Source organism: Variovorax sp. 01N429, assembly GCF_056399425.1.
Genome location: NZ_JBFTRG010000004.1, coordinates 178,557 through 205,134, shown reverse-complemented (window position 1 = coordinate 205,134; position 26,578 = coordinate 178,557). Strand labels below are relative to the sequence as shown.

22 protein-coding genes are annotated in these 26,578 nt (G+C 65.0%); 15 read left to right on the top strand and 7 right to left on the bottom strand.

Features of this window, described 5'->3' with window-relative positions:
* Positions 1 to 162: 162 nt before the first annotated feature.
* On the bottom strand, positions 163 to 2,400 hold the full coding sequence (locus AC1DSF_RS09240) for an NADP-dependent isocitrate dehydrogenase (protein WP_478182723.1): 2,238 nt from the start codon (positions 2,398 to 2,400) through the stop codon (positions 163 to 165).
* Positions 2,401 to 2,607: 207 nt separating this feature from the next.
* On the opposite strand from AC1DSF_RS09240, the gene AC1DSF_RS09235 reads away from it, so the two are divergent.
* The 7 genes from AC1DSF_RS09235 (at position 2,608) to AC1DSF_RS09205 (ending at position 10,817) form a co-directional block, all read left to right on the top strand.
* Complete coding sequence (locus AC1DSF_RS09235) at positions 2,608 to 3,801, top strand: MFS transporter (protein ID WP_478124445.1); 1,194 nt, start codon at positions 2,608 to 2,610, stop codon at positions 3,799 to 3,801.
* Between the two features lie 114 nt (positions 3,802 to 3,915).
* Entirely contained in the window at positions 3,916 to 4,950 is a 1,035-nt protein-coding gene (locus AC1DSF_RS09230; RefSeq protein ID WP_478182722.1) for a LacI family DNA-binding transcriptional regulator, read from the top strand.
* Positions 4,951 to 4,986: 36 nt separating this feature from the next.
* Complete coding sequence (locus AC1DSF_RS09225; RefSeq protein ID WP_478182721.1) at positions 4,987 to 6,588, top strand: FAD-dependent oxidoreductase; 1,602 nt, start codon at positions 4,987 to 4,989, stop codon at positions 6,586 to 6,588.
* Positions 6,589 to 6,623: 35 nt separating this feature from the next.
* Complete coding sequence (locus AC1DSF_RS09220; protein ID WP_478182720.1) at positions 6,624 to 7,892, top strand: ABC transporter substrate-binding protein; 1,269 nt, start codon at positions 6,624 to 6,626, stop codon at positions 7,890 to 7,892.
* Between the two features lie 13 nt (positions 7,893 to 7,905).
* Positions 7,906 to 8,838: a carbohydrate ABC transporter permease gene (locus tag AC1DSF_RS09215; RefSeq protein WP_478143744.1), complete on the top strand. Its 933-nt coding sequence runs from the start codon at positions 7,906 to 7,908 to the stop codon at positions 8,836 to 8,838.
* Entirely contained in the window at positions 8,828 to 9,679 is an 852-nt protein-coding gene (locus AC1DSF_RS09210) for a carbohydrate ABC transporter permease (protein WP_478182719.1), read from the top strand. The genes AC1DSF_RS09215 and AC1DSF_RS09210 overlap by 11 nt, the downstream gene beginning before the upstream one ends.
* A 22-nt stretch (positions 9,680 to 9,701) precedes the next feature.
* Positions 9,702 to 10,817: an ABC transporter ATP-binding protein gene (locus AC1DSF_RS09205; protein ID WP_478182718.1), complete on the top strand. Its 1,116-nt coding sequence runs from the start codon at positions 9,702 to 9,704 to the stop codon at positions 10,815 to 10,817.
* A gap of 10 nt (positions 10,818 to 10,827) precedes the next feature.
* On the opposite strand, the gene AC1DSF_RS09200 is transcribed toward AC1DSF_RS09205, so the two are convergent.
* The 3 genes from AC1DSF_RS09200 to AC1DSF_RS09190 all read right to left on the bottom strand — a co-directional run bounded on the left by AC1DSF_RS09200 (position 10,828) and on the right by AC1DSF_RS09190 (position 13,719).
* Complete coding sequence (locus AC1DSF_RS09200) at positions 10,828 to 11,376, bottom strand: hypothetical protein (protein ID WP_478182717.1); 549 nt, start codon at positions 11,374 to 11,376, stop codon at positions 10,828 to 10,830.
* On the bottom strand, positions 11,373 to 11,957 hold the full coding sequence (locus AC1DSF_RS09195; protein WP_478182716.1) for a hypothetical protein: 585 nt from the start codon (positions 11,955 to 11,957) through the stop codon (positions 11,373 to 11,375). Before AC1DSF_RS09195 ends, AC1DSF_RS09200 begins: the two co-directional genes overlap by 4 nt.
* Before the next feature lie 205 nt (positions 11,958 to 12,162).
* Positions 12,163 to 13,719, bottom strand: coding sequence for a long-chain-fatty-acid--CoA ligase (locus tag AC1DSF_RS09190; protein WP_478182715.1), 1,557 nt, complete (start codon positions 13,717 to 13,719; stop codon positions 12,163 to 12,165).
* A gap of 98 nt (positions 13,720 to 13,817) precedes the next feature.
* On the opposite strand from AC1DSF_RS09190, the gene AC1DSF_RS09185 reads away from it, so the two are divergent.
* The gene (locus AC1DSF_RS09185) at positions 13,818 to 15,551 is read left to right on the top strand and encodes an OPT/YSL family transporter (protein WP_478182714.1); all 1,734 of its coding nucleotides are present in this window, start codon (positions 13,818 to 13,820) and stop codon (positions 15,549 to 15,551) included.
* Positions 15,552 to 15,599: 48 nt separating this feature from the next.
* On the opposite strand, the gene AC1DSF_RS09180 is transcribed toward AC1DSF_RS09185, so the two are convergent.
* Positions 15,600 to 16,532 (bottom strand): hypothetical protein, encoded by a 933-nt coding sequence (locus AC1DSF_RS09180; RefSeq protein ID WP_478182713.1) that lies wholly within the window; start codon positions 16,530 to 16,532, stop codon positions 15,600 to 15,602.
* Between the two features lie 252 nt (positions 16,533 to 16,784).
* Between AC1DSF_RS09180 and AC1DSF_RS09175 the strand changes: the two genes are divergently transcribed.
* The 3 genes from AC1DSF_RS09175 to ligD are packed head-to-tail and all read left to right on the top strand — an operon-like array spanning position 16,785 to position 20,241.
* Positions 16,785 to 17,414 (top strand): uracil-DNA glycosylase family protein, encoded by a 630-nt coding sequence (locus AC1DSF_RS09175; RefSeq protein WP_478143738.1) that lies wholly within the window; start codon positions 16,785 to 16,787, stop codon positions 17,412 to 17,414.
* Positions 17,415 to 17,451: 37 nt separating this feature from the next.
* A complete protein-coding gene (locus tag AC1DSF_RS09170) occupies positions 17,452 to 17,676 on the top strand; it encodes a hypothetical protein (RefSeq protein WP_478182712.1) in 225 nt (74 codons plus the stop codon).
* A gap of 27 nt (positions 17,677 to 17,703) precedes the next feature.
* Positions 17,704 to 20,241 (top strand): DNA ligase D, encoded by a 2,538-nt coding sequence (ligD, locus tag AC1DSF_RS09165; RefSeq protein WP_478182711.1) that lies wholly within the window; start codon positions 17,704 to 17,706, stop codon positions 20,239 to 20,241.
* 28 nt (positions 20,242 to 20,269) lie between these two features.
* Here the strand turns inward: ligD and AC1DSF_RS09160 are convergent, their stop codons facing one another.
* Positions 20,270 to 20,596 (bottom strand): Rieske (2Fe-2S) protein, encoded by a 327-nt coding sequence (locus AC1DSF_RS09160; RefSeq protein WP_478182710.1) that lies wholly within the window; start codon positions 20,594 to 20,596, stop codon positions 20,270 to 20,272.
* A 430-nt stretch (positions 20,597 to 21,026) separates the two neighbouring features.
* Between AC1DSF_RS09160 and AC1DSF_RS09155 the strand changes: the two genes are divergently transcribed.
* Genes AC1DSF_RS09155 through AC1DSF_RS09140 form a run of 4 tightly spaced genes read left to right on the top strand, consistent with a single transcriptional unit; the run spans position 21,027 to position 24,904 of the window.
* Positions 21,027 to 21,536 carry a ferritin-like domain-containing protein gene (locus AC1DSF_RS09155; protein ID WP_478124429.1) on the top strand — a complete coding sequence of 170 codons (510 nt, stop codon included), beginning with the start codon at positions 21,027 to 21,029 and terminating at the stop codon, positions 21,534 to 21,536.
* A gap of 18 nt (positions 21,537 to 21,554) precedes the next feature.
* On the top strand, positions 21,555 to 22,460 hold the full coding sequence (locus AC1DSF_RS09150) for an MBL fold metallo-hydrolase (protein ID WP_478182805.1): 906 nt from the start codon (positions 21,555 to 21,557) through the stop codon (positions 22,458 to 22,460).
* 43 nt (positions 22,461 to 22,503) lie between these two features.
* The gene (locus tag AC1DSF_RS09145; RefSeq protein ID WP_478124428.1) at positions 22,504 to 23,709 is read left to right on the top strand and encodes a glycosyltransferase family protein; all 1,206 of its coding nucleotides are present in this window, start codon (positions 22,504 to 22,506) and stop codon (positions 23,707 to 23,709) included.
* Between the two features lie 28 nt (positions 23,710 to 23,737).
* Positions 23,738 to 24,904, top strand: coding sequence for a hypothetical protein (locus AC1DSF_RS09140; protein ID WP_478182709.1), 1,167 nt, complete (start codon positions 23,738 to 23,740; stop codon positions 24,902 to 24,904).
* On the opposite strand, the gene AC1DSF_RS09135 is transcribed toward AC1DSF_RS09140, so the two are convergent.
* Positions 24,889 to 26,544 carry an ABC transporter ATP-binding protein gene (locus AC1DSF_RS09135; protein ID WP_478182708.1) on the bottom strand — a complete coding sequence of 552 codons (1,656 nt, stop codon included), beginning with the start codon at positions 26,542 to 26,544 and terminating at the stop codon, positions 24,889 to 24,891. The genes AC1DSF_RS09140 and AC1DSF_RS09135 overlap by 16 nt on opposite strands.
* Positions 26,545 to 26,578: the final 34 nt, after the last annotated feature.

Here is a 26,578-nt window from a genome sequence, read left to right as displayed (position 1 = left end):
CTTCCGCACTCCCGGGCGGCTGGTTCTACCAAGCTATTTCGCGCGGGTGGGGCGCGACGTCAGGCGGAGCGCGCGATTGGCTGTAGGCAGCCAACTGACCGGCTCGATCGGAGGCCGTCGGAAGGCCGTTGAAAGCGGCGCTTCCGAAGGAGGCTTCCGCGGTCAGGCGCTCGCGGCGGCGAGCGTCGAGTTCAACGTTGCGCTGGGGCGCATCACGGCATCGGTCTTCGCCGGGTCCGGCAGGTAGTAGCCGCCGATCTCGGCCGGCTTGCCCTGCACGGCAGCGAGTTCGTCGACGATCTTCTTCTCGTTGGCGGCCAAGGCGTCTGCGAGCGGCTTGAAGTGCGCGGCCAGTTCCTTGTCGTCGGACTGTTCGGCCAAAGCCTGCGCCCAGTAGAGCGCGAGATAGAAATGACTGCCGCGGTTGTCGAGCTGACCGGTCTTGGGCGACGGACCCTTGTTGTTGTCCAGCAGCTTGCCGGTGGCGGCGTCGAGCGTCTTCGCCAGGACCTTGGCCTTGGCGTTGTTGTTCTTGATGCCCAGGTCTTCCAGGCTCACGGCCAACGCCAGGTACTCACCCAGCGAATCCCAGCGCAAGTGGTTCTCTTCCACCAGTTGCTGTACGTGCTTGGGCGCCGAGCCGCCGGCGCCCGTTTCGTACATGCCGCCGCCGGCCATCAGCGGCACGATCGACAGCATCTTGGCCGACGTGCCGAGTTCCATGATGGGGAACAGGTCGGTGAGGTAGTCGCGCAGGATGTTGCCGGTCGCGCTGATGGTGTCCAGACCGCGAACGACACGCTCCAGCGTGTAGCGCATGGCACGCACCTGGCTCATGATCTGGATGTCGAGCCCCGTCGTGTCGTGCTCGTGCAGGTACATCTTGACCTTGGTGATCAGCTGCGCTTCATGCGGACGATAGGCGTCCAGCCAGAACACCACCGGCATGCCCGAGTTGCGCGCACGCGTGACGGCCAGCTTGACCCAGTCGCGGATGGCGGCGTCCTTGACCTGGCACATGCGCCAGATGTCGCCGGCTTCCACGTTCTGGCTGAGCAGCACTTCGCCGGTGTTGAGGTCGGTGATGTTGGCCATGCCGTCTTCGGTGATCTCGAAGGTCTTGTCGTGCGAGCCGTATTCCTCGGCCTGCTGGGCCATGAGGCCGACGTTGGGCACCGTGCCCATGGTCTTCGGGTCGAACGCGCCGTGCCATTTGCAGAAGTTGATCATCTCCTGGTAGATGCGGGCGAAGGTGCTTTCAGGCATGACGGCCTTCACGTCCTTCAGGCGACCGTCGGCGCCGTACATCTTGCCGCCGTTGCGGATCATCGCGGGCATCGAGGCGTCCACGATGATGTCGTTGGGCGAATGGAAGTTGGTGATGCCCTTGGCGGAATCCACCATGGCCAGTTCGGGGCGGTGCTCATGGCACGCATGCAGGTCGCGCCGGATCTCGTCCTGCGTGCTCTGTGGCAGCGCGGCGATCTTGTTGTAGAGATCGACCATGCCGTTGTTGACGTTCACGCCCAGTTCTTCGAAGAGCTTGGCGTGCTTCTCGAAAGCCTCGCGGTAGAAGATCTTGACGCAATGGCCGAACACGATCGGGTGCGACACCTTCATCATGGTCGCCTTCACGTGCAGCGAGAACATCACGCCGGTGTTGTGGGCGTCCTGGATCTGCTGCTCATAGAAGTCGACCAGCGCCTTCTTACTCATGAACATCGAGTCGACCACCTCGCGCTCCAGCAGCGAGACCTTCGGCTTGAGCACGATCGCCTTGCCGCTCTTGGTGATCAGTTCCATCTTCACGTCGCGGGCCTTGTCAAGCGTCATCGACTTTTCGCCGTGATAGAAGTCGCCGTGATGCATGTGCGACACGTGCGAGCGCGACGCCTGGCTCCACTCGGCCATGCTGTGCGGATGCTTGCGTGCGAATTCCTTCACTGCCCTGGGCGCGCGGCGGTCGGAATTGCCTTCGCGAAGGACCGGGTTCACCGCGCTGCCGATGCACTTGTTGTAGCGGGCGCGGATGTCCTTTTCCTCGTCCGTCTTCGGGTTCTCGGGGTAATCCGGAATCTTGTAGCCCTTGTCCTGCAGTTCCTTGATGGCGGCTTTCAGCTGGGCCACGGACGCGCTGATGTTGGGCAGCTTGACGATGTTGGCTTCAGGGCGAAGCGTCAGCTTGCCGAGTTCGGCCAGGTTGTCCGGCACGCGCTGCGCTTCGGTCAACAGCTCTGAAAACTGCCCCAGGATGCGGCTGGCCACCGAGATGTCGCTGGTGGTGACGTCGATGCCGGCCGGCGCGGCGAAGGTCTTGATGATGGGCAGCAGCGAAGCGGTTGCCAGGCGAGGCGCCTCGTCGGTGAGGGTGTAGATGATCTGGGATTTTCCGGCAGTCATGGCAGGCTTTGGATAGGTTGAACAAGGGCGCAGCGGCACTCGCCAGCAGGGCAAATGGTTTGCGAACTGACGCGAACTTTAGCAAGTTGAAGCAGGGTTTATCCGGCGAGGCGCATTATCGGCGCCCGTACCAGAAAAGCCCGGCGAGGCGGCCGGTGCCGGCGTCCTGCCCAGGGGAAACATAAACGACAAACGACGGGTCGACCAATGAAGCGTCACACCTGGAGCCGACACCCGGTCGCGACCATCGTCATCGCGCAACTGTTCGGCACCTCGCTCTGGTTCAGCCCCAACAGCGCGGCGGACGACCTGGTGCGCGTCTGGTCGCTTTCTCCGGCGCAACTGGGGCAGCTCACGAGTGCGGTGCAGATCGGGTTCATCCTCGGAACGCTGCTCCTCGCCATATCGGGTCTGGCGGATCGCTTTTCCGCGAGCCGGATATTCGCGGTGTCGTGCGTGGCGGGCGCTGCATTCAACGCGGCTTTTGCGCTCGCGCCCGTCGACCTGCACCAAGCGCTCGTGCTGCGATTGATCGTCGGCGTGTGCCTGGCCGGGATCTACCCGCTGGGCATGAAGATGGTCATCTCGTGGAGCGAAGGCAGCACCGGTGCATCGCTGGGGCTGCTGGTGGCGATGCTGACGCTCGGAACCGCCCTGCCCCACGCCATACGTGCGGCGGGCGGCGACCTGTCGTGGCAGGGCGTCATCCTGACGTCATCCGTGCTGGCGCTGCTCGCGGCTGCCGCGGTGTTCTCGCTGGGCGATGGGCCCTACTTGAAGCGACAACCCGGAAGAAGCGCGCGCTGGGGCGAAGCACTCACCATGTTCAGGAACCCCGCATTCAGGGCGGGTGCGCTCGGCTACTTCGGTCACATGTGGGAGCTCTATGCCTTCTGGACCGTGGTGCCGTTCCTGGTCGCCCATGCGGTGCGGCAGTCAGGAATCGCCGCAGCGATCCAGCCGCGCTGGATCTCGTCACTGTCCTTCTTCGTGATCGCTGTCGGTGCAGTCGGCTGCGTGCTCGGCGGCTCCATGAGCAAGCGATTCGGCAGCCCCAGGGTCGCCGCCGCAGCCCTGGCAGCGTCGGGGACGATGTGTCTTGTCTATCCCTGGGTGAGCACCGCGGGACTCGGCCTGTGCATGGCGGCGCTGGTGCTCTGGGGCGTCGCGGTCATTGCGGACTCCGCGCAGTTCTCGGCCATCGCGGCCAAGGCCTGCCCGCCCACCGCCGTCGGCAGTGCACTGGCAATCCAGAACAGCCTGGGCTTCTTCGTGACAGTGTTGTCGATCACCTGGGTCACTTCGAGCGTGGACCGGATGGGAACCTCGATCGCCTGGCTTTTGCTGCCCGGACCTCTGTTGGGTTTGCTGTTTTTGCGGCCGCTGCTTTTGCGTCCCTAAAGCAGATAAAGCAGATAAAGCAGGGAAATCCCTGCCCTCTTTCCACCGCGAAGTTGCGGATTCTTTGCTGATAATACGCATTACTAAATTGCTAATGCGCATCAGCAGCCACAAATGCCCGCCGCCCGCCGCGTCACCCAGCTCGACATCGCCAAGCTCGCGGGCGTGAGTCAGGCGACCGTGTCCCTGGTGCTCAACGGGGCCGAAAACGCGCTCGCCCGCATTCCGCCTGAAACCCGCGAGCGAGTGCAGAAGATCATTCGCGACACCGGCTATGTGCCCGATCCGATTGCGCGCCGGATGGCGAAGGGCTCGAACCGCATCCTCGGCGTGTTCACCTACGAACCCGCTTTTCCGAACGCGCACGCCGACTTCTTCCTGCCCTTTCTCTTCGGAATCGAGGAGGAAGCGCAGGCGCGGGGCTACGACCTTCTGCTTTTGACCGGCGCCAGCAGTGACGCACAGCGAAAGATATTTGCCGAGGAAAGCCGGCTGCGCATCGCCGATGGCTGCATCGTGCTGGGCAAGACCTTCGACCGGACGGAACTCGCGCGGCTGGTGGCCGGCGACTTTCCCTTCGTTGCGATCGGCCGGCGCGAGGATGCCGGCGGGCGAGTGCCTTTCGTGGGCGGCGACTATGCCGCGGCCACGGGCGCTCTCGTGCGGCAGGCCCACGACCTCGGGCATCGCCGCCTGGCCTATCTGGGGTCCATCGGTCCGGCGGAGTCGCAGTTCGATCGCTGGACAGGCTTCTCCGCGGCCCTCGGCGCCGACATGGAACTGGTCCTGCAAATGCCGGACACGCCAGCCGACGACGTTGAACTGCTCGACGCCCTGCTCGGCAGCGGCGCGACGGTCGCTTTCTGCGTCGAGCTTGCCGACGTCGTTCGAATGGAGCGCGCGGCCAAGGCGCGCGGCCTGGCGCTGCCGGAAGACTTGTCCGTCGTCGCCCTGGGCTCTCACGTTCGCACCGAAGGCAGTGGCACGCGTTTCGCCTCGTTCGTGGTTCCACGCGAAGAGATGGGCCGCCAGGCGACCGCGATGCTGGTCCGTCGGGTTGAAGGCGGCATGTCGCAAGCCGTGCAACAAGTGCTGCTGCCTTGCGAGCCGATCCGCGGCGAAACCCTCGGGCCTGCCAACGCTCACTGACACCTCAACCGACTGAAACGACACAGCATGCGAGAAATGAAGACGGACATCCTGGTGGTAGGCGGCGGCCTCGGCGGCGTGGCCGCTGCGCTGGGCGCGCTGGAGGCCGGCCGTTCGGTGGTGATGAGCGAGGAGTACGACTGGCTCGGCGGACAGCTCACCAGCCAGGCGGTGCCGCCGGACGAGCACAGCTGGGTAGAGCAGTTCGGCGTCACGCGCCGTTATCGCGCGCTGCGCAATGGCATCCGGCGCTATTACCGCGATCACTATCCGCTCACCGCGGCCAGCCGCGCATGGGACGAACTCAACCCCGGCGCCGGCTGGGTCAGCCGCCTCTGCGCCGAACCGCGCGTCGGGCTCGCGGTAATCGAAGCCATGCTGGCGCCTCATCGCGGCGCAGGTCGCCTGACAGTGCTGCAACCGTACCGCCCGGTGGCGGCCGACACCGACGGCGACAAAGTGCGTTCGGTCACGCTGCGCCATCGCGACACGCAGGAAGAGATCACGGTCGCGGCCGCGTTCGTCATCGACGCCACCGAGCTGGGCGACGTGCTGCCCCTGACTGGCTGCGAATACGCGATCGGCTTCGAAAGCCAGGCCGACACCGGCGAGCCGAGCGCCCCGCCGACCGCACAGCCGGACAACGTGCAGGCCGTTTCGATCTGCTTTGCGATCGACCACGTCGACGGCGACCACACCATCGACAAACCCCGCAACTACGACTTCTGGCGCGAATATCAACCGCACTTCTGGGGCGGCCCGCTGCTCGGCTTCAAGGCGCCGAACCCGCGCACGTTGGAGATCGCCGAGCGATCGTTCACGCCCAATCCGGATGACGATCCGTTGCTCGTAGATGCAGACCAACGCAAGAGCGGAGGCGACCAGAACCTGTGGACCTTCAGGCGCATCGCGGCGCGGCGCAACTTCAGGCCGGGCGCTTATGCGTCCGACATCTGCCTCGTGAACTGGCCCATGATCGACTACATGGAGGGGTCGATCCTCGATGTCTCCGAAGATGAGAAGGCGCGCCATCTGCAGTCCGCGGCGGAGTTGTCGCACTCGGTCTTCTACTGGCTGCAGACCGAAGCACCACGCGCCGATGGCGGAACGGGTTTTCCGGGGCTGCGCCTGCGCGGCGACGTCACGGGCACGACGCACGGCCTGGCCATGGCGCCCTATGTGCGAGAGAGCCGGCGCATCATCGGCATGACACGCATCGTCGAGCAGCATCTGTCGCATGCCGTGCGCGGCGACCAGGGCGCAGTGCACTACCGCGACAGCGTGGGCGTCGGCATGTACCGCATCGACCTGCACCCCTCGACGGGCGGCGACAACTACATCGACGTGCCGTCCTGCCCCTTCGAAATCCCGCTGGGCGCCTTGCTGCCGCGCCGCATGACGAACCTGCTGGCCGGCGGCAAGAACATCGCCACGACGCACATCACCAACGGCTGCTACCGGCTGCACCCGGTCGAATGGAACGTAGGCGAAGTGGCCGGCATGCTGGCGGCGCATTGCCTCGAAGGCAAGGTGACGCCGCACCAGGTGCAGGCGGACGACACGCGGCTCGCGAGCTTCCAGGCGCTGCTGGCCCGCGCGGGCGTGGAGACGCGCTGGCCCGACGTGCGCGCCTACTGAGCCCGCTCACCGAGAAGACACCGAGGAGACCACCCATGTTTCAAAGCAAGAAGTCCGTCACCCTGCGCGCCATTGCCGGCGGCCTGGCCCTGTCGCTCGCGCTCGCGGCCGGCGCATCGGCAGAGACTAGGCTTCGCATGACCATCTGGAGCGCCAACGAAGCCCACTTGAAGCTCTTCAACGGCATTGCCGATGGCTTCAAGAAGGAGCATCCCGACGTCACTGTCACCTTCGAGTCGCTGCCTTTCGAGAACTACACCACGGCGCTCACCACGCAGATCGCCGGCGGCAACGCGCCGGACATGGCGTGGATCTTCGAGACCAGCGCCTATGACTTCGTCAACTCGGGCGCGCTCGTGCCGCTCAGCAAGCCGCTCGCCGCCACCCCGGGCTACAACCTGGGCGAGATCAGCCCTTCCGCCACAGAGCGCTGGTCGAAGGACGGCGTGCTCTACGCCTATCCCTTCTCGACCTCGCCTTTTGCGGTGTTCGTCAACAACGACCTCATCCGCAAGGCCGGCGCCAAGACCCCGGCGGAACTGATCGCCGCCGGCGAATGGACCTGGCCCAATGCCATCGCAACCGCTCAGGCCGTGGCGCAAGGCGGCAAGGGCGGCCTCGTGGTGCGCGACTTCAACTACCAGGCCTGGCAATACCTGTCGTCGGTATGGAACGCATGGGGCGCCGCGCCCTGGAGTGCCGACGGCAAGCGTTGCACCTTCGCAGACAGGCCGATGGTCGATGCGCTTGGCTTCATCCACGAGGCGATCTTCGTGAAGAAGGCAATCCCCGGGCCGGGGCAGAACGTCGACTTCTTCGCCGGCGACGCCGCAATGACGATCACGCAGATCAGCCGTGCCTCGCTGCTTCCCAAGGACAAGCGCTTCGACTGGGATCTCGTGCCGCTGCCCAAGGGTCCGGCCGGCGATTACGCGATCGTCGGACAGGCAGGCATCGGCGTGCTGAAGGCAGGCAAGGACGCGGCGATGGCGACCGCTTTCGTCGGCTACATGACCAATCCGGAGAACTCGGCCAAGCTCGCGCAGTTCTTCCCTTCGGCGCGCAAGTCCTTGCTCAATGCCGAAGTGCTCGGCAAGACGAATGCCCTGCTCTCGCCGGTGCAGCTCGACAAGGTCGTCGTCTCGGGCATCTCCACCGGCAAGGTCATGCCGGCACACACGGACTTCGCGCGCCTGCAGCAGATGGTGCGCTCCGGTCTCGATGCCGTGTGGCAGCCGAAGGCCGACATCCCTGCGGCGACGCGCTCGATCTGCGCGCAGATCGGCCCGCTGCTCGCGCAATAAGGCCTGAGGCGCCATGGCACGCGTACTCGATCGCACGCCCGAGCCGCTCCCGGCGCCGCGGCCGTTCTGGACCATTGCGCGGCGCGACAGCGTGGCGGGCTTGCTGTTCGCCGCACCACAACTGGCGGGGACGCTCGTCTTCGTGCTCGTGCCGCTGCTGCTGGTGTTCTGGTATTCGCTGCACGAATGGAACGTGCTGGCCAACACCTTCAACTACACAGGCACCGCCAACTACCAGCAGTTGCTGAACGACCCTCTGCTGCCTTCTGTGCTGATCGCTTCCGCCTTGTTCTCGGGCGGACTGGTGATCCTGAACATGTCGCTGGCGCTCTTGCTGGCGGTGTTGCTGAACCAGAAGCTTCCCGGCATCACGGTGTTTCGCACGCTGTTCTTTTCCCCGGTGGTGGTTTCGCTGGTTGCCTGGACCATCGTCTGGGGCTTTCTGTTGCAGAACAACGGCGGCATCAACGGCATGCTCGCGCTGTTGGGCATCGAAGGACCGAACTGGCTGCGCACACCCACCACGGCGATGCTTTCGGTGATCGTGGTGCAGGTGTTCAAGAACGTCGGGCTCAACATGGTGCTGTTTCTCGCGGCTTTGCAAGGCGTCCCGCGCGAACTCTACGAGGCTGCGCGCATCGACGGAGCGCCGCGCTTCAAGCAGTTTCGCCGCATCACGCTGCCGCTCATCAGTCCGACGATCCTGCTGACGTCCATCATCACGATCGTCGGTTCGCTGCAGGTGTTCGCGCAGATCGCGGTGCTGACGCAAGGCGGCCCCGGAGTGTCGACCACCGTGCTGGTGTACTACCTGTACCAGCAGACTTTTCAGTTCCATCGGTTCGGCTATGGATCGACGCTGGCGATCGTGCTGTTCGCGATCGTCGCACTGCTGACGCTCGCGCAATGGCAAATGCGCAAGAAGTTCGTCTTCCATGAACAGTGAAATCAACCAGACCTCCGGACGCATGAAAGTCGTGCTGTACGGCTTGCTGTGCGTGTTGCTGATTCCGTTCGTGTTCCCGACCTGGTGGATGGTGACTTCGTCGTTCAAGCCGATCAGCGACATCTTCGTTTTTCCGCCGCAGCTTTTTCCGTCGCATCCCGACTGGAGCACTTACAAGCAGGTGTTCACGGTGCAGCCCTTCGCGCAGCAGTACTGGAACTCGGCATGGATTGCCGCAGTGGTCACGGCTGCCACGCTCGCGATCTCATCGATGGCCGGATATGCGTTCGCGCGCATTCGCTTTCCTGGCGCCAATGCGTTGTTCATCGTGGTGCTGACGGGCTTGCTGATCCCCTCCGAAGTCACCATCGTGCCGCTGTTCCAGATGTTTCTGAAGCTGGGCTGGGTCAACACGCATTGGCCGCTGGTGCTGATTCCGGTCTTCGGCGCACCGAGCGTTTTTGCGACATTCGTGATGCGCCAGTTCTTCATCGCACTGCCGCCGGAGCTGGAAGAAGCCGCGCGCGTGGACGGTCTCGGCCGCTTCAGGATTTTCCGCACCATCGCACTTCCGCTGGCGCGTCCGGCGCTGGCATCGGTGGCGATCTTCACCTTTCTGCATAGCTGGAATCTCTACCTGGAGCCGATCGTCTTCCTGTCGACGCCATCGAAGTTCACGCTTCCGCAGGCGCTCACGCAATACACCGACGCCTACGGCGGGCCGATGTGGAACATCCAGCTTGCCGCGGCCACGCTCACGGCACTGCCGGTGCTGATCGTCTTCGTGCTCGCGCAAAAGCAGTTCGTCGAAGGCCTGGCGCATACGGGACTCAAAGGCTGAGCCTCTTCACTCCAATCCATTCATGGCAGAAGTCCTTCTCTCCCGAATCCAGAAACGCTTTGGCGGCGTGCAGGTCATCCACGGGCTCGACCTGCATATTCATGACGGCGAATTCGTCGCGCTCGTCGGGCCTTCGGGCTGCGGCAAGTCGACCTTGCTGCGAATGATCGCCGGACTGGAGGCGGTCACGCAGGGGCGCATCCACATCGGCGGACGCGATGTGACGGACCTCGATCCGAAGGACCGCGACATCGCGATGGTGTTCCAGAACTACGCGCTCTATCCGCACATGACGGTGGCGGCGAACATGGGCTTCTCGCTGGAGCATCGCGGCAGTGCTCGCGCCGAGATCGCCCAGCGCGTGCAATGGGCGGCCGACATCCTCGGGCTGGCGCAACTGCTCGATCGCTATCCGCGCCAACTCTCCGGCGGGCAGCGCCAGCGCGTCGCCATGGGGCGCGCGATCGTGCGCAATCCGCAGGTGTTCCTCTTCGACGAGCCGCTGTCCAACCTCGATGCCAAGCTGCGCATCGTGATGCGAGGCGAGATCAAGGGCCTGCACCAGCGCCTCAAGACCACCACCGTGTATGTCACGCACGACCAGGTCGAAGCGATGACCATGGCCGACCGCATCGTGGTGCTCAACGCAGGCCGTGTCGAGCAGGTCGGATCGCCGCTCGAACTCTTCGACCGGCCTGCCAATCAGTTCGTTGCCGGCTTCATCGGCTCGCCCGCGATGAACTTCATCCGAGGCCGCTGCACGCCGAAAGGATTTGAAGCGGCAGGCGTCTCTTTGCCGCTGTCGCAGACGGCTTCTCTCATCCATGCGGGACGCGACGTCATTTGCGGGATCAGGCCCGAGCACTTCGAGATCTGTACGCCGGCTGAGGGTGCGGCAAGTCAGGTCCTGGTGGTCGAACCGCTCGGGTCCGACACGCAACTCAGCGTCCGCATGGGCGATACCCAGGTGATTGCACTCTTCCACGAGCGCCTGTCCGTCGCGCCCGGCGACACCGTGCATCTGCGCCCGAAGCCGGGCGGCGTGCATCTGTTCGATCCCGCAAGCGGCGCACGCATCGACATCGATGCCGACATCGAAGACGGCAGCGCCACCGGCGTGCCGTTTCTCTCGACCTGAGCGCCTGGAGCTAAAGCGACAGCAGTCGGTGCAGGAAGGAGCGATAGCGCCGCAGGGCCACTCGCAAGTCTTCCGTCGATGTCGAATCCGCTTGCGCAACCTGCGCTTCGACGCGACCGCGCTCTCCGCCGAAGGTCTCCGTGAGGCTTTGCAGCACTTGCTTCACCAACTCGTCGGCGTTGCGCACCGCCTGCCGCGGGTCATCGACAAAGCCGATCTGCACTGCGTCCCAGCCGTGGCGGAATTGCTTCGCCAGGTCTGGCGGAAAGAGCGGTTCCAGTTCTTCGCGCTCGCTCTCCGATGTACCGCCAGTACCGTGCGCATGCCCAGCGTCGGCGCCCTGCCGCTCCACGGCTCGGTTCGCGGGGGCATGGGCGTCCATTCCAACTCCACCGCCGGAAATCGGTTGCTCGGCTCTGGCGTCGGCCGTGGCGTGCGCCACGGGCGGGGCGTCTTCATGTCCGCCGCTTCGCTCGTCGGGACGGTGCTCGCGGTCCGCGACCGTCGCCACTTCCGATTCGGCCTCTGGCGGCCGACGGCGCTTGGAATCGAAAATCATGATCGAACCTCCATCGGCCGGCCCGGCCGCATTGACTGCACGGGTTTGGCGCCCGGCCGCTGTTCACGCACTTCCAGCAATTCGTCGAACAGCGCCCGGTAGTGAACCACCGCCTTGCGCAGCTCTTCCGTCTCCACGTCGCCCTGGAGAACGCGGTGCCGGATCTCCTGCGCTGCGCGGTAGTTGTTCACCACGACAGGGTGATCGACGGAAACGTCGGCCGCGCGGTTCTCGAAGTCGGCCAGCGGATAGCCGCGCTTGGCGAGCAGTTCGCGCACCAGTGCATCCGCCTGGTCGACCACACCTCGCGGGTTGTCGACGAACTGGGCTTGCAGCGCGGTCCAGGCTTCGCTGAAGCGTGCGCCGTCCGCCGGGGTGAGTGGAACGATGGTCAGATGTTCGACGCGCTCCTCGCGGCGCCTCAACTCGGCTTCGGCCTCGGCGCGGCTGGCGTGCGTCGCGACCGCATGTTCATACTCGGGACCGAAGCGCTCCCGCAATCGACGAGACTGTCTGCCGCGATAAACGGCATAGGCAATGAGGGCGATCAGCACGACCGCCGCGACGATGGCGATCAGCATCCATGTCTCAGGTGTCATCTTGTCCACGATCTTGTCCATGGGATCTCCTGGAGTGATGCGTCGCGCCGCAAAGCTGCAATCACACGGCGACGCGGCGACGGCAGACGAATTCATGCTGCGTCGCGGTCGCGCGGAGCCACCGCAGCCCACGAGACTTTCGGGCGTGGGAGACTGCCTACAGGAGTGCCGTCGGTTCGCCCTCGGTCTACACGACCTGGCGGTTGCGCCCCTCCCAGTAGGGCTTGCGAAGATCCTTCTTCAAGACCTTGCCGGTCGGGTTCCGCGGCAACTCCAGGATGACATCGAAGGACTTGGGACACTTGAACGAAGCCAGGCGTTCGCGGCAATAGGCCAACACCTCTTCGACATCGACGCTGGCCCCTGGCGCGGCAACGACCACCGCCTTGGGGACCTCTCCCCACTGATCGTCCGGAATACCGATCACTGCAACATCGGCGATGCACGGATGCTCGATCAGCACCCGCTCGATTTCCGCCGGATAGATGTTCTCGCCGCCGCTGATGATCATGTCCTTGATGCGGTCGGTGACATAGATATAGCCATCGGCATCCATGTGGCCCCCATCGCCCGAGCGCAGCCAGCCGTCCTTGGTGATCGCCGCCGCAGTGGCCTCCGGCTTGCCCCAATAGCCGCTCATCACCTGCTCGCTGCGCACCCAGATCTCTCCGGGCTCGCCTGTCGCAACCGCCTCGCCGGTCGCCGGGTCGCAGATCTTTATTTCGACGCCGCGAATCGGCGTGCCCGCCGACACCAGCCTGTGAGCCACTGCCGGGTCGGCATGGTCCGCTGCGCCGAGGATGGTCACGACGCCGCTTTCCTCGGTCATGCCATAGACCTGCTGCATCACTCCGGGAAACAGCTCAAGCGAAGCGCGCATCACCGGAAGCGGCATCGGAGAGGCACCGTAGGACAGCGTTTTCAATGCGGAGAAGTCGCGTTGCGCCGCACCGGGGACCCTGGTCATCATTGCCAGCAGCGCCGGCACCAGGAAGGTGTGCGTGATCTTCTCGCGCTCCAGCATTTCCAGCACCGCCGCCGGGTCGGGCATGCGCAGCATGAAAATCCGTGCGCCTTGGCTGATCACCGCGAGCGAGTAGCTGGTCCCGCCGACATGAAACAACGGCATTGCGACCTGGACGCGTGCGTCGACATCCATGCCCTGGTCGACTGCCACGTTGTATGAATGCGCGACCATGCCGCGGTGGGTGAGCATCGCGCCCTTGGGAAAGCCCGTGGTGCCCGACGTGTACAGCTGCAGAAAGCAATCGTCCGGCTTTGCAGGATGAATCTCGCCATCGGGCTCATGCGCCGCGAGCCAGGCTTCGTACTCGTCTTCGGGCCCGCCGATGCGGATCACCCGCTCCACGGCGGGCAGCTTGTCGCGCAGGTTTTCGACGGCCCCGGCGAACTCCGGTCCGACGAAAAGCAGCCGGGCGCGCGCGTCGTTGATCACATAGGCGATCTCGGGCGGGGCGAGTCTGAAGTTGACCACGGCATTGGCCGTACCGACCTGCGCGCACGCGAGCGTGAGTTCGAGGCAAGACGGATGGTTGAGATCGAGAACGGCAATCCGGTCGCCGGGTTGGAGCCCCGCCGCCCGCTGCGCTGCAGCATTGCGGCGCACCCGCCGGGCCAGCTCGGCCCAACTCAGGCTTGATTCGCCAAAGGTCAGCGCCACGGCATCGGGCTGCCGGGCTTCCCAGTGGGCAAGGATCTCGGTGAAGGTGGCTGGAACCGTCATGCTGTCTCCTCTTGTTTGGCGTGATTGTGTCGAGGAAAGTCATCTGACGGTGAACTGAATGGCCAATGCGGGGCACGAGTGCGAGATCATCGCCGTCCATGGATTCCCACCAAAGCCAAAGCCCCCGATGGCGCTGGTTGCCCACCGAGGGCAGTTGGCAATATCACCTGCTCCTGGCGTGCACGGGCATGTTCATCCTGGGGCCATTGGCCGGCGTGACGGCCGCCTACATGAACTTCTCGCTCGGCTTCTTCGTCGGCGGACAAGTGCTGGCAGGGCTGCTCGGCTCTGCCGTCACCGCAGGCTACGGCGCGGCCGGGCGCCACGGCGCCAACTACATCCAGACGGCGGCTTCGTCCGTCGCCAGCATGAGCGGGCTTGGCGTGCTGCTGCAGGCCATGGCGTGGATGGGCATGCCGCAGCCGCCAGCGTGGCAGATGGCGCTCTACCTTGCCTGCGTGGGCATGTTCGGTGTGGGGGTCGGCATGCTCTACACGCCCGTGCTGGTCGACCGCATGCGGCTCGCCTTTCCTTCGGGGCTGGCGGTCGCCAACATCCTTCGGGCATTGACCGATCCCGCACTGCTGCGGCGCTCCGTGGGACAGCTCGGCGGTGGGATAGGCATCGGGTTGTTGTCAGGGCTGGCGTCGACCCGAGTTCCGCTGCTGGGCGCCATCGGCTTGTCTGCTTCGACTTTCGGTGCGGGCCTCGTCGTCGGCGCCCGCATCGGCATCCCCGCCGTGACGGGCGGCCTGATCGGCATTGCGCTGCAACCGTACTTCGTCTCGATCGGATGGCTGCAGACCGGCGATCCGCCGCGCAAGATCATGTTCCTGATTGCCCTGGGAACGATCATGGGCGCCGCGCTGGTCGACATGACGCTCCTCTTCGTGCGGGCCCTTCCGCAAGAACGCTTGAGGGCCACGCAAGATGCATCGCCAGGCAAAGACGATTGGCGGCGCGTCAACAGCGTGCGGCTGATCGCATGGGTGCTCTTCTGGGCCGCCGCCACGCTGGCATGCGGGCATTGGCTGCTGGGGCAGCCCCTCTTCTTTCTCGCGGTGGCCGTCGCGCTGGTCCTCGTGTTTGCCCTGGTGAACGGCATCTCGGTGGGGGTCAGCGACTCCAATCCGATCTCGTCCGCCTTCGTCGTGACGGTCGTCATCCTCGCCGCCATCGGCTTGCGCGATCCTGGCGTGGGCCTGATGGCCGGCGCTGTGTTGCTGGTGGCGACGAGTGTCGCCTGCGACATGCAGCAGGACCGCTCCACGGGCTGGCGGCTCGGCACGCCGCGCGTCGTGCAGTTCCGCTATCAGGTGATGGGCGTCGTCGTGGGTGCCGTGCTGGCGGTGGTCTTCGCGCGGTTGTTCATGGCGGCCTATCCGGTGCTGCTCCAGGACCAGACCGTGCTGAAGGCCGATCAGCAGCCGGCCGAATGGAGTTCGGCCATGACTTACAAGTTCGTCGGCGTGCTGCGCGGCCTGACGGAGGACCTGCCGTTTCAGCGCACTGCGATGGCCGTCGGCATCGCCGCGGGCCTCGTGATCGAGCTGCTGCGCAAGTGGTTGCGTCCACGCAGCTTCGTGCTCGATGCCATTGTGTTGCCGTCGCCCTATGCGCTGTCTTTCGGAGGCTTCGTCAACTTGCCGACTTCGCTGTGGTTCGGCGCTGGCGGTGTCGCAGGAAGCCTCTGGACGGCGCGCACGCCTGCGAAAAGCGACGTGCCGGAAGACATGAGCAGCGCATCGCTGTTCGGCGGCGGGTTGATCGCAGGCGATGCGCTGGCCGCCGTGGCGATCGGCATCGTCAGCCTGCTGGCGGTTCTGGACTAGCCCCGGCAAGCGCGAGAAGCGCTCGACCTTGCTCGACCTCGCTCGACATCACTTCAGGAACCGGAAGGGCGAGTCGCTGGCAATCTGGCCCGGCGGCAGATGCACGAGGGTGAGCGCAGTCCAGCCGATCAGACCTTCAGTCAACTGAAGCAGCCGCAGCCATTGCAGTGGACGCAGAAGCTCATGAAAGCGGTCTTCAAGTGAGATCCGGGAAACGTCGCTCTCTTGGGCCAACGCTTCGCCAAGCTCTTCGGCAAAACCCAGCCTCAGCCGGAGCAGCGCTTCGGGTGCAGAAGCCTGGCGGCCTGAATCCGTCGCAAAGTAGAACTCGACCAGTAACTGCGAGTGCTTGCGGTTCAGCGTGTCCCTTTCAGCGCCGAGTGCCGTCGACAGCGCGGCCGTGAAAGCCGCGAGCGGAATTTCCCGGTGATCGGGCGCAGCGCCCAACGCGTCGAGCAAGGTGCCGACGAGCGCCCAGCTCGGCAAGTCCAACCGCCTCGGCCCGGAATCAACAGGGACGTCCAATGCGGCTACGCGCACTGCCGACGCGAGGTTCGCCGTGAGGTATTCGGCCACGCCCTGGACCGAGGGCCACTGATAAATCTCGTTGCAAAAGTCCGTGAGTTCGCCGGAGCGCTCGCGGCCCGTCGCCAGCGCTTCGAGCATGGCGCGAAAGGCCAGTTGCTCGTGCTCGGTCGGCGCGGGTCGCCAGGTCTGCGGCAGGACGTCCTCGGCCTTCGGGGCAAGGTCGTCGAGAACGCCTCGGCGCAGCACCCAAAGCAACCGCCTTCCGCTGGACGGCAGGAAGGTCTCGGGATGAAAAGCGTTCCAGAGATCCACCTGCCTGGAAGGAGGCAACTCGGCCATCGCCGCATCGAACGCCGCCTGGCACGATGCAACCAGCCCGATGTATTCAGGAACGGTGAGGCGGCGCTCTCCACGCAAGAACGCCTGCCCGACCACATCGGCTTCGTTATCCATTGATATCCCGATTTGTGCGAGTGACCAGAGTTTCGCATTACCGGGACCCAAATAGGAACTTTGGTTTTCAAGGATTCGGCGGCAATCACCTGTGCGCGTAACGGATTGCTAATGGCGCCGCAGCAGCCCCAGCACGTCAGCGAGAGCGATGGGCTTGAGAAGGTGATGGTCGATCGAATGGCCGTAGCGCAGCGACTACGATTGTTGCCGTTTTCCTTTTCAGTGGACCGCAACGCACGCTCTGCCCGACTTATGAGGAGCCCCGTTCAAATCGTAGACAGTGGCCGATCCCTCGACTCTCTTCTGGAGTCGGTGCGAGCCTGCCGCGTGTGCGAAGCCCACCTCCCGTTGGGTGCGCGACCCGTGTTGCAAGCGGGAGCAGCCGCGCGGATCCTCATCGTCGGCCAGGCGCCCGGCGCCAAGGTGCACGCGAGTGGCGTGCCGTGGGACGATCGCAGCGGTGAGCGGCTGCGCAGCTGGATGGGCGTCTCGCCCGATGCCTTCTACGACCGAGATCGCGTCGCGATCATTCCGATGGGCTTTTGCTATCCCGGGCGCGCCACGAGCGGCGACTTGCCGCCGCGCCGCGAATGCGCGCCGCTGTGGCTCGATGCCCTGCTCGCCCGAATGCCCCGGATCGAGCTCACGTTGCTGATCGGCCAATACGCGCAGACTCACTTTCTTCGCGACAAGGGCCACGCATCGGTGACTGCCACCACGAAAGAGTGGCGGGCACATGCGCCCGGCGTGATCCCCCTGCCCCACCCGTCGCCGCGCAACGTGGCATGGTTCAAGTCGAATCCCTGGTTCGATGACGAGCTGGTGCCCGTATTGCAAGAAAGAGTGCGCGAGATCATGAGCCGGGGTGCGCGCAAAGCCTGATGCATGCGCCCTCGAAATCGCGGACACTGCGCGATCCATGACACACAAAGCCGCTCGTCGTGAATACCTCCAGGCGCTGGCGGAGTTCGAGCGTTCGTGCCGGGAGTTTTCAGAGGGGATGCGCCAGGTCCTCGATCCGCCGGTAACGCGCAACGAAAACGTCGAGCCGCTTCTGCAACTGGGGCCGCGCAAGCCCGCCAAGCGCACCCCGCGCACGGATGCCGGCGTCCTGACCGGCTCGCCCGCCAGCGGCAGGCGCTGACGGGCTCCCCGCCCGCTACTTTCGACCATGCCGGCCAAGGATGCGAGAGCGGACCCGCTGGAGCGGTATTGGGCCAAGCGGGATTTCGAGGTCACCTCCGAGCCGCGCGGTAGCCGCGCTCCCGCCAAGCCCAAGGCGCAGAAAAAGCAGAAGGCGCTGTCGTTCGTCATCCAGAAGCACGCGGCGAGCCGGCTGCACTACGACTTCCGCCTCGAGCTGGACGGCGTGCTGCTGTCCTGGGCCGTGCCCAAAGGCCCCAGCTTCGATCCGAACGACAAGCGCATGGCGATCCACGTGGAAGACCATCCGCTTTCGTATGGCTCCTTCGAAGGGACGATTCCCCCCAGGCAGTACGGCGCCGGCACGGTGATCGTTTGGGACAACGGGACTTGGGAGCCCGTCGGCGACCCGCGAGAAGGTCTGGCAAAGGGAAAGCTGGTCTTCCATCTGAACGGCCAGAAGCTCGCGGGCTTGTGGGAACTCGTGAAGATCGCCAAGGGCGGCGAGAAGCAGGAGCCCTGGATCCTCTTCAAGAAGCGCGATGCATTCGCGCGCTCCAGGGAGGAGTACGACGTCGTCACGGCGCTGCCCGACAGCGTCGTTGCCAAGCCGCTGAAGGAACGAAAACCCGCGCGCAGGGAAGAGTCCGACAAGGGAATGCCGGGCGCGGCCAAGGCACCGATGCCAGCACGGATGACGCCGCAGCTCGCCACACTCTCGACCGGCGTGCCAGCCAGCGGCGACTGGGTGTACGAGATCAAGTTCGACGGCTACCGGCTGATGACTCGCATCCGCGACGGCAAGGCAACCCTCGTCACGCGCGGCGGGCACGATTGGTCGGCCAAGATGCCGAGCCTCGTCGGCGAGCTGGAAGGCCTCGGGCTGCAGTCGGCCTGGCTCGACGGCGAGATCGTCGTGTTCGGCGACAAGGGCCTGCCGGACTTCAACGCACTCCAGAGTGCTTTCGAACGCGGGTCAGGCACTGACCAGATCGTCTACTTCCTTTTCGACGTGCCCTACTTCGAGGGCTATGACCTGCGTGAATCGCCTCTCGGCGCGCGCCGGCAATTGCTCGAGGGGCTCTTGAAGGAGCGCGGCAGCGAGCGGGTCCGGTTCAGCGCGGCTTTCGATGCCGATCCTTCGTCGATCCTGACTTCCGCGTGCCGGATGAACCTGGAAGGCGTGATCGCCAAGCGCACCGATGCGCCCTACTTGTCACGCCGCACCGAGACGTGGCTCAAGCTCAAGTGCCAGCTGCGGCAGGAGTTCGTGATCGCAGGCTACACCGACCGCCTCGGATCGCCGTCGCAGGTAGGCAGCCTGCTGCTCGGGGTGCATGCGCCCAACGGCGAGTTGATTTCAGTAGGGAGCGTGGGCACCGGGTGGGATGCCAAGGAAGCCGCGGAACTCAAGAAGAAGCTGTCGAAGATCGAAACGAACAAGCCGCCGTTTTCCGCAGGTGCCGCCAAGCCAGGACGATGGTCGCGGCGCGAGGCGGGCAGTGAACGATGGGTCAAGCCCGATCTCGTCGCCGAAGTGGCCTTCGGGGAATGGACACCCGATGGCCAGATCCGCCATGCGTCGTACGTCGCGCTGCGAGCCGACAAGCAGGCAACAGCCGTCGTGCGTGAGACCGCCAGGCAGATCGGCAATGGGCCGGTGAGGACGGCGGGCAAATCCGCGGTGGGTGGGATCAAGGTCAGCAATGCCAATCGAGTGATCGATCCTTCTTCGGGACTGACGAAACTCGATCTGGTCCGCTATTACGAGTCGATCGCGCCATGGATGCTGCCGCATCTCAAGGGAAGGCCCTGTTCACTGGTGCGTGGACCGTCGGGCATCCACGGGGAACTGTTCTTCCAGAAGCACGACGAGAAGGTCAGCATCCCGGGCATCAAGGAACTCGATCCCTCCCTTTGGCCGGGACATGGCGCCCTGCTGGAGATCGGGTCGGCCCTCGCGCTCGCGAATGCCGCACAGATGAACGTCATTGAATTTCACACGTGGAATTCGACAGCGAAGAACATCGACAAACCCGATCGCATCGTCTTCGATCTCGACCCCGGCGAAGGCACGCCATGGCAGCACGTGCAGGACGCCGCCTCGCTGGTGCGGACGCTCTTGTCTGAACTCGGCCTGGAGGCGTGGCTGAAGACCAGCGGCGGCAAGGGCTTGCACGTCGTCGTGCCGATCGTTCCCCGGCTCGACTACGAGACGGTCAAGGGTTTTTCGCAGAGGGTCGTCGAGCACCTTGCGCGCACCATACCGTCTCGCTTCGTCGCCAAGAGCGGGCCGTCGAACCGGAAGGGAAAGCTGTTCGTCGACTATCTGCGCAATGGGCACGGCGCAACCACCGCGGCTGCGTTTTCCGCGCGTGCGCGTCCGGGGCTGGGCGTATCGATGCCAGTGCCATGGGACGACCTTGCCAAGCTCAAGAGCGGTGCGCAGTGGACGATCGCCACCGCGCGGGAGCACTTGTCTTTCCAGACCGAAGACCCTTGGGCGGGCTATTGGAAGAAGAAGCAGACGCTGAGCGGCGCAATGAAGATGCTCCACCGGGGGTAATCGTCGGTCGCGCCGCTTCCGCGGCAGGTCAGTCCGCAACCGGGTAGATCCGGCATCGCAGCACCATATGCGTGTTGTCCAGCATTCGGGACCACTGTGCCTTCAGGCTCACGGCGTCCTCTCCCAGCGAGGCCGGGGTTCGGCGATGCAGTCGCTGCTCCGCGCTTCGCAGAAAGACGGGCCCGCCTCGCAGTTCGACAGTCAGGGCCCCTTCCTCCAATGACAGCAAGGTGATCTCCGAGAAGCCGGGCATTTGCTGGATCGGCGGGATCTGCAACTGTTGAACGCTGCGCTGGCCACTCGAGTCCGTGGGCCCGGCGGGACTCGGCGACTGCTTCTTCGGACTGGTGCTCATTGCGGGCTGTTCCAAGCAAGTCAAATGCCCATGGGGTCTCTCGCGGGGAGTCAAGGGCAGCGGACTTTCGCCAACCACCCGCTGCAAAGATTGCCGCAAAAACGGCCCGCCGATTTCCCAAAGAAACGAAGCCCCACCAAAGCGAGGGGACGAATGCTTACAGCGGGCATCGCGCGCCGACGACAAGGAGCGAGGGTTCGTTTCCGATCATGGAATGAGCACCAAGGTCACGGAACGCTCTTCGACACGCTGGCGTTGACGGACAGCGAAGAGCGGCAGCCCTTGGCCATGCCCAACCATGGGCCCACCCAGGGCCTCGACGTCAACGAGAGGCCGACACGGATTCGACGACATCATGCCCATTTACACCAACTTCCCAGCCATGCCATCTTCGATGCCTTCTTCGATGCCTTCCTCAAAGCCCTCCTCCATGGCTTCGTCGTCGGCTGCGCAGGGGACAGCCAGCGGCGTCACACCTTCGGCCAGCGATCTCGACGACGTGAGAGAGGTGCTCGAAGACCTGCTCGAGACCACGCGAGACGGCGAGTATGGATTCCGCACCTGCGCGGAAGAAGTCGATGCACCCGACCTGAAGCAGGTCTTCACCGAACGCGCCGCCGAGTGTGCACGAAGCGCATCGGAGCTGACCCAACTCATCCGCCAATGCGGCGGCACTGCGGACGATACGAGCGGCAGCGTGAGCGGCGCTCTGCATCGCGGATGGGTCCACGTGAAAAGCGCCGTGGGCGCGAACAGTGCCCTGTCGATTCTCGAGGAATGCGAGCGCGGCGAAGATGCAGCCGTGGCCCGCTATCGCAAGGCGATGAAGGCCAACCTGCCGGCGGACGTGCGCACCGTGGTCGAACGCCAGGCGCGGGGTGCGCAGCGCAACCATGATCAGATCAAGGCGCTGCGCGACCAGATGCGCGCCCGGGGCTGATGTCGCGGCGCCGCGATGATTGCCGTCCACCATCTCAACTGCGTTTCCGCTTGCCCGCTCGGTGGCCGGCTCATGGATGGACGCAGTCCTTCCACATTCCAGCGTGGCACCCTGTGCTGCCATTGCCTTTTGCTGGAAACCGATGACGGGCTCGTGTTGGCCGACACGGGCTATGGCCTGCGCGACGTGCGTGATCCGCGCAGCCGGCTCAGCGGCTTCTTTCTCAAGCTGATGTCGCCGGATTTCCGCGAGGAAATGACCGCCGTGCGCCAGGTGGAGAGCCTGGGCTTCAGCGCGCGTGACGCGCGGCACATTGTTCTGACCCATCTGGACTTCGACCACGCCGGCGGCCTCGACGACTTTCCGGAAGCCAGGATCCACATGCTGCGCACCGAGCGTGACGACGCGCTGCGCCAGCGCTCATGGCTCGACCGGCAGCGCTACAGGCCCCAGCAATGGTCGAGTCGAGACCGCTGGCAGGCGTATGGCCTTGGAGTGGGCGAACCTTGGTTCGGCTTCGACGGCGTGCGCGAGCTGCAAGGCATTGCGCCCGACATCCTCATGGTGCCCCTTCCGGGGCATACGCTGGGCCATGCAGGCATCGCAGTGCGCTCGGGCGCGGGCGCGCGGTGGATCATGCTGGCGGGCGATGCCTACTTTCATCACTGCGAGATGGACCTGGAGCCCTGGTGTACGCCGGGCCTTCGCATGTACCAGACGCTGATGGAGAAGGATCGCCGCGCGCGCTTGGACAACCAGCGGCGGCTGCGCTCGCTCAAGCAGTCGCTTGACGGGGAATTGGAATCCTTTTGCGCACATGACCCGGCCGAGTTCGAAAGGCTGGCCCAGCGCAATGCCGGAGACCCCCTGCAGGCGCCGCACGCACTGCGGCCCGGCCAGGCGGTGCATGCAACAGCGACTTGAGTCAGACCAACGCCATCTCTTCAACAACCCATCAGAGAATTCCATGACACGGCTCATCGCCTTTTCGCACCTTCGCTGGGATTTCGTCTACCAGCGCCCGCAACACCTTCTCTCCAGACTGGCAAGAACATATCCGGTGGTCTTCATCGAAGAGCCGGTGCGGGATGACGTGCCGCGGCTCGAGCGGCTTCACCCGGCACCGGGCGTCGAAATCCTTCGACCCCACTTGCCGGGTGCTGCGATGGGCTTTCACGACGATCATTTGCCGGGGTTGCGCTCGCTCCTCATGGAATACCTTCGAACCGAGCAGCCGGAGCCGTACTGGCTCTGGCTCTATACGCCCATGGCGCTCCCGCTGGCTGCCGAGTTCGATCCGATCGGCATCGTGTATGACTGCATGGATGAGCTGTCGGCTTTCCTGAAGGCGCCGCGCCAGTTGCTCCAGCGAGAGAACGCCTTGTTGAAAACGGCGGACGTCGTCTTCACGGGAGGCACCAGCCTGTACCAGGCCAAGCGGCTGCGCCATCCGAACGTCTATTGCTTTCCGAGCAGTGTCGATGCGGTGCACTTCAGCGGCTCGGCAAGCGACCCTGGGGAGCATCCGGCACAAGCCGATGTGCCTCACCCCCGGCTCGGTTTTTATGGAGTCATCGACGAGCGCCTGAACCTGGATCTCGTCGCTGCCATTGCGGACAGGCGCCCTGATTGGCAGATTGTCATGGTGGGGCCTGTCGTCAAGATCGACCCGTCGACACTGCCGCGCAGGCCCAACATCCAATGGCTGGGACAGCGCAGCTACGAGGAACTTCCCGCGCTGGTGGCGGGCTGGGACGTGTGTCTGCTGCCCTTTGCGCTCAACCAGGCGACGCGCTACATCAGCCCCACCAAGACGCTCGAATACCTGGCGGCCGATCGCCCGGTCGTCAGTACGCCCATCAAGGACGTCGTCGACTGCTTCGGCAGCGTGGTGGGCATTGCCTCCACACCGCTCGAGTTCGTCGCGCGATGCGAAGCGGTGCTGGCCATGGACGAAGCCGCACGCGCCAAAGCCGCCCGTGCGCGCGCGGCCGTGGTCGCCAGCACGTCGTGGGACAAGACGGCGGCGAGCATGTTGGCGCTGCTGGAGGCTGCGAGGTTCAATCAGCAGCAGGACGCGCAGCCCCCGGGAACTGAATTGCTCCCGGCGCCGCTGCTGGCGGACGCCGGCGCCAAGGTCGACACTCGAATGGTCGTTCCGCTGGACCGCTGAACCGCACGGAAACATGTTCGGAGAGTGCATGAACGGGCGCGAGGCTGCTCTGTTCAAGAGCTTCTGGATAGCGGGATTCGAAGGCGCCGACCACGTGAACAGCCTCGGGCAGACGCTGTCGATGAACCGCGCGAACGCGCACTGGGACCTGATCGAGGACGACTACAGGCGGCTCGCGGACTTCGGCATCGCCACCGTGCGAGAGAGCGTCGGCTGGCGTGAGTTCGACACAGGCAGCGCCGGTCCGCGGCGGCTCACGCACCACGCGGAAGTGGCTCGGCGGTGCGGCGTGCAAGTGATCTGGACGCTTCATCACTACGGTGTGCCGCCGGGAGTCGATTTCTTTGCGGCGGACTTCGGGGCACGCTTTGCCGACTTTTGCGAACGCGCGGCACGTTGTCTCGTGCCGCTGACGGAGGGTGTACCGATCTTCCAGCCGATCAACGAAATCTCTTACCTGAGTTGGGCGGCGAGCGCCGGTGCATTGATAAAGACCGGTCAAGCGCCCGGCCCGGCCGCCGGCGATGCGATGAAGCGGCAGCTGGTGCGAGCCACCCTCATGGGATGCGACGCGCTCTGGTCGGTCGCACCGCAAGCGCGCATGGTGCACACGGATCCGATGATCCACGTGATCGGCCCCGCGGACGGCACGGAGGCGCAGCAGTGCGAAGCACAGTCGGTCGCCGAGTCGCAGTTCCAGGCATGGGACATGATCTCGGGAAGAACAGAGCCGCAACTCGGCGGCGCGCCTCGCTACCTCGACGTGATCGGCGTCAACTACTACCACCCCAACCAGTGGGAGCACCCGAGCAACGAGCGACTGCATTGGCATCTGGACGACCCGCGACGGCGGGACGCCGCGGACATGCTGCGCGAAGTCAGCCAGCGCTATGGCCGCCCGGTGTTCATCGCGGAGACCGGCCACATGGGGCATGGCCGGGCGGACTGGCTCGACTATATTGCATCGGCGGTGCGCCGCTCCGTCGCCGCAGGGGTGCCGATCCGGGGAATCTGCCTCTATCCGATCGTGGACCGCCCCGACTGGCTGGACCCGGCGCACTGGCATCGAAGCGGCCTCTGGGACTTGCCCGACCCTCTGGAGCAACCGGAGCGCCGCGTCATCGATCGACCGCTCGCGCGGCGCCTGCGCTATTGGCAGGAGCTGCTGCCCCGGCACGCTCAGGCCACGTTCTGACCCTTGGCCTGCGCGTTCCAAAGCCGCTGGTAGAGCCCACCGGCACGACGCAGCTGCTCGGGATGGCCGTCCTCGACGACCCGGCCCTGGCAGAGGACGACGATGCGGTCGAAGCTCGCCACGGTCGAAAGCCGGTGCGCAACGGCAACCACGGTGCGTCCTTCCATGGCGCGATGCAGCGCGGCGTGGATCTGGCGCTCGGCAGCGGTGTCGAGCGCCGAGGTCGCCTCGTCCAGCAGAAAAATGGAGGTGTCCTTGAGCATCGCGCGTGCAATGCCGACGCGCTGGCGCTGCCCTCCGGAAAGCCTGACACCGCGTTCACCGACGAGTGTCTCGTAGCCTTGCGGAAAATCCCGCACGAACTCATCGACGTGAGCCGCCTCGGCGACCGCTTTCAGTTCCGCGTCGGTGGCATCCGGCCGCCCATAACGCAGGTTCTGGCTGATGCTGCGATGCAGGAGCGAGATCTCCTGCGGCACCACGGCGATGGCTGCGCGCAGGCTCTCCTGGCTCACCGTGCGCACGTCCTGTCCGTCCACGATCACTGCCCCGGCCTGCACGTCGTGCAGCCGCTGGATCAGCCCCAGCAGCGTGCTCTTGCCCGAGCCGGAAGGGCCCACGATGCCCACGCGCTGGCCGGCTGGAATGTCCAGCGAGAAGTTCTTCAGCACCGGTGAACCATCCCGGTATGCAAAGTCGACGTCCTGCAGCCGGATGCTCCCCGCGCCCGGCTGGAAGGCCTTCGCTCCCGGCGCGTCCTGCGGGTCATGCGGAATGGCGATCACGCCCAGCATCTCCCGAAGCACACCGACGTGCTGCGTGGCCTCGACGAACGCGAGTGCGAGTTCGCGCGAGCCGTGCAAGATGCGGAAGCTCAGGGCGCTGACCAGGACCACGTCGCCTGCGGTGCTGGTGCCTTCGAGCCAGCGGTGGATGGACCACGTCATCATCGTTCCGGTCATGATCCAGACGCACACGTCGTGCAGCACTCGCGCCTGCTCGAGAAACAGCCAGCTGGTGCGGTGCGCCTGCCCTTCGCTGCCCGTCACTTCCGCGACGCGGCGGATCTCGCGCTCGCGCGCCGAGAAGGACTTGATGGTCCAGAGATTGCTGACGAGGTCGACCAGTTCGCCGGTGACCTTCGAGTTCGCCGCCGCATAGGCCTGGTGCAAAGGCCGCCCGCGCCGACCGAACAGCGCGAGAGCCGCGGCCATCAGCAGAACGAAGCAAACCAGTGCGACGGCCATCCAGGGCTGGATGGTCATCAGCAGGACGACCGCGCCGAGAAAGTCCACGCATGGCGGCGCGATCCGCCAGGTGAGCGTGGCGATGAGCGCGCCCGTAGAGCCGGCCGTCGCAGTGATGCGGCCGCCCAGCGCCCCGGAACTGTTGCGCGTGACGAAATCGACCGAATGGGCGCTGAGGTAGGCGAAGAGCCGCGTTCGCACGTCGATGCCGACGTCGACCACTGTGTTGCAGCCGATCCATCCACTGAGCCGCCAGAAGACGCTCTCTGCCATGACGAGGCCGATGAAGAGCGTCAGGAAGGCCCAGACGCTCTCCGCTGGCCTCTGCAAGGACATCGCGTCGACGATGAGCTTCATTCCGTACTGGGCCGCCACACCCAGCGACGCGGCCATGATGATAGACAGCCAGAGTGCCGAGAACTGCCAC

Bases quoted from the DNA above. Each gene is read 5' to 3' on its own strand.
- AC1DSF_RS09185 (WP_478182714.1), top strand. From the start codon at position 13,818: ATGGATTCCCACCAAAGCCAAAGCCCCCGATGGCGCTGGTTGCCCACC.
- AC1DSF_RS09240 (WP_478182723.1), bottom strand. From the start codon at position 2,400: ATGACTGCCGGAAAATCCCAGATCATCTACACCCTCACCGACGAGGCG.
- AC1DSF_RS09155 (WP_478124429.1), top strand. From the start codon at position 21,027: ATGGCTTCGTCGTCGGCTGCGCAGGGGACAGCCAGCGGCGTCACACCT.
- AC1DSF_RS09195 (WP_478182716.1), bottom strand. From the start codon at position 11,957: ATGCTGATCGCCATCGTCGCGGCGGTCGTGCTGATCGCCCTCATTGCC.
- AC1DSF_RS09205 (WP_478182718.1), top strand. From the start codon at position 9,702: ATGGCAGAAGTCCTTCTCTCCCGAATCCAGAAACGCTTTGGCGGCGTG.
- AC1DSF_RS09230 (WP_478182722.1), top strand. From the start codon at position 3,916: ATGCCCGCCGCCCGCCGCGTCACCCAGCTCGACATCGCCAAGCTCGCG.
- AC1DSF_RS09175 (WP_478143738.1), top strand. From the start codon at position 16,785: ATGAGGAGCCCCGTTCAAATCGTAGACAGTGGCCGATCCCTCGACTCT.
- AC1DSF_RS09180 (WP_478182713.1), bottom strand. From the start codon at position 16,532: ATGGATAACGAAGCCGATGTGGTCGGGCAGGCGTTCTTGCGTGGAGAG.
- AC1DSF_RS09145 (WP_478124428.1), top strand. From the start codon at position 22,504: ATGACACGGCTCATCGCCTTTTCGCACCTTCGCTGGGATTTCGTCTAC.
- AC1DSF_RS09210 (WP_478182719.1), top strand. From the start codon at position 8,828: ATGAACAGTGAAATCAACCAGACCTCCGGACGCATGAAAGTCGTGCTG.
- AC1DSF_RS09235 (WP_478124445.1), top strand. From the start codon at position 2,608: ATGAAGCGTCACACCTGGAGCCGACACCCGGTCGCGACCATCGTCATC.
- AC1DSF_RS09135 (WP_478182708.1), bottom strand. From the start codon at position 26,544: ATGGCCGCGTCGCTGGGTGTGGCGGCCCAGTACGGAATGAAGCTCATC.
- AC1DSF_RS09200 (WP_478182717.1), bottom strand. From the start codon at position 11,376: ATGATTTTCGATTCCAAGCGCCGTCGGCCGCCAGAGGCCGAATCGGAA.
- AC1DSF_RS09225 (WP_478182721.1), top strand. From the start codon at position 4,987: ATGAAGACGGACATCCTGGTGGTAGGCGGCGGCCTCGGCGGCGTGGCC.
- ligD (WP_478182711.1), top strand. From the start codon at position 17,704: ATGCCGGCCAAGGATGCGAGAGCGGACCCGCTGGAGCGGTATTGGGCC.
- AC1DSF_RS09215 (WP_478143744.1), top strand. From the start codon at position 7,906: ATGGCACGCGTACTCGATCGCACGCCCGAGCCGCTCCCGGCGCCGCGG.
- AC1DSF_RS09190 (WP_478182715.1), bottom strand. From the start codon at position 13,719: ATGACGGTTCCAGCCACCTTCACCGAGATCCTTGCCCACTGGGAAGCC.
- AC1DSF_RS09170 (WP_478182712.1), top strand. From the start codon at position 17,452: ATGACACACAAAGCCGCTCGTCGTGAATACCTCCAGGCGCTGGCGGAG.
- AC1DSF_RS09220 (WP_478182720.1), top strand. From the start codon at position 6,624: ATGTTTCAAAGCAAGAAGTCCGTCACCCTGCGCGCCATTGCCGGCGGC.
- AC1DSF_RS09140 (WP_478182709.1), top strand. From the start codon at position 23,738: ATGAACGGGCGCGAGGCTGCTCTGTTCAAGAGCTTCTGGATAGCGGGA.
- AC1DSF_RS09160 (WP_478182710.1), bottom strand. From the start codon at position 20,596: ATGAGCACCAGTCCGAAGAAGCAGTCGCCGAGTCCCGCCGGGCCCACG.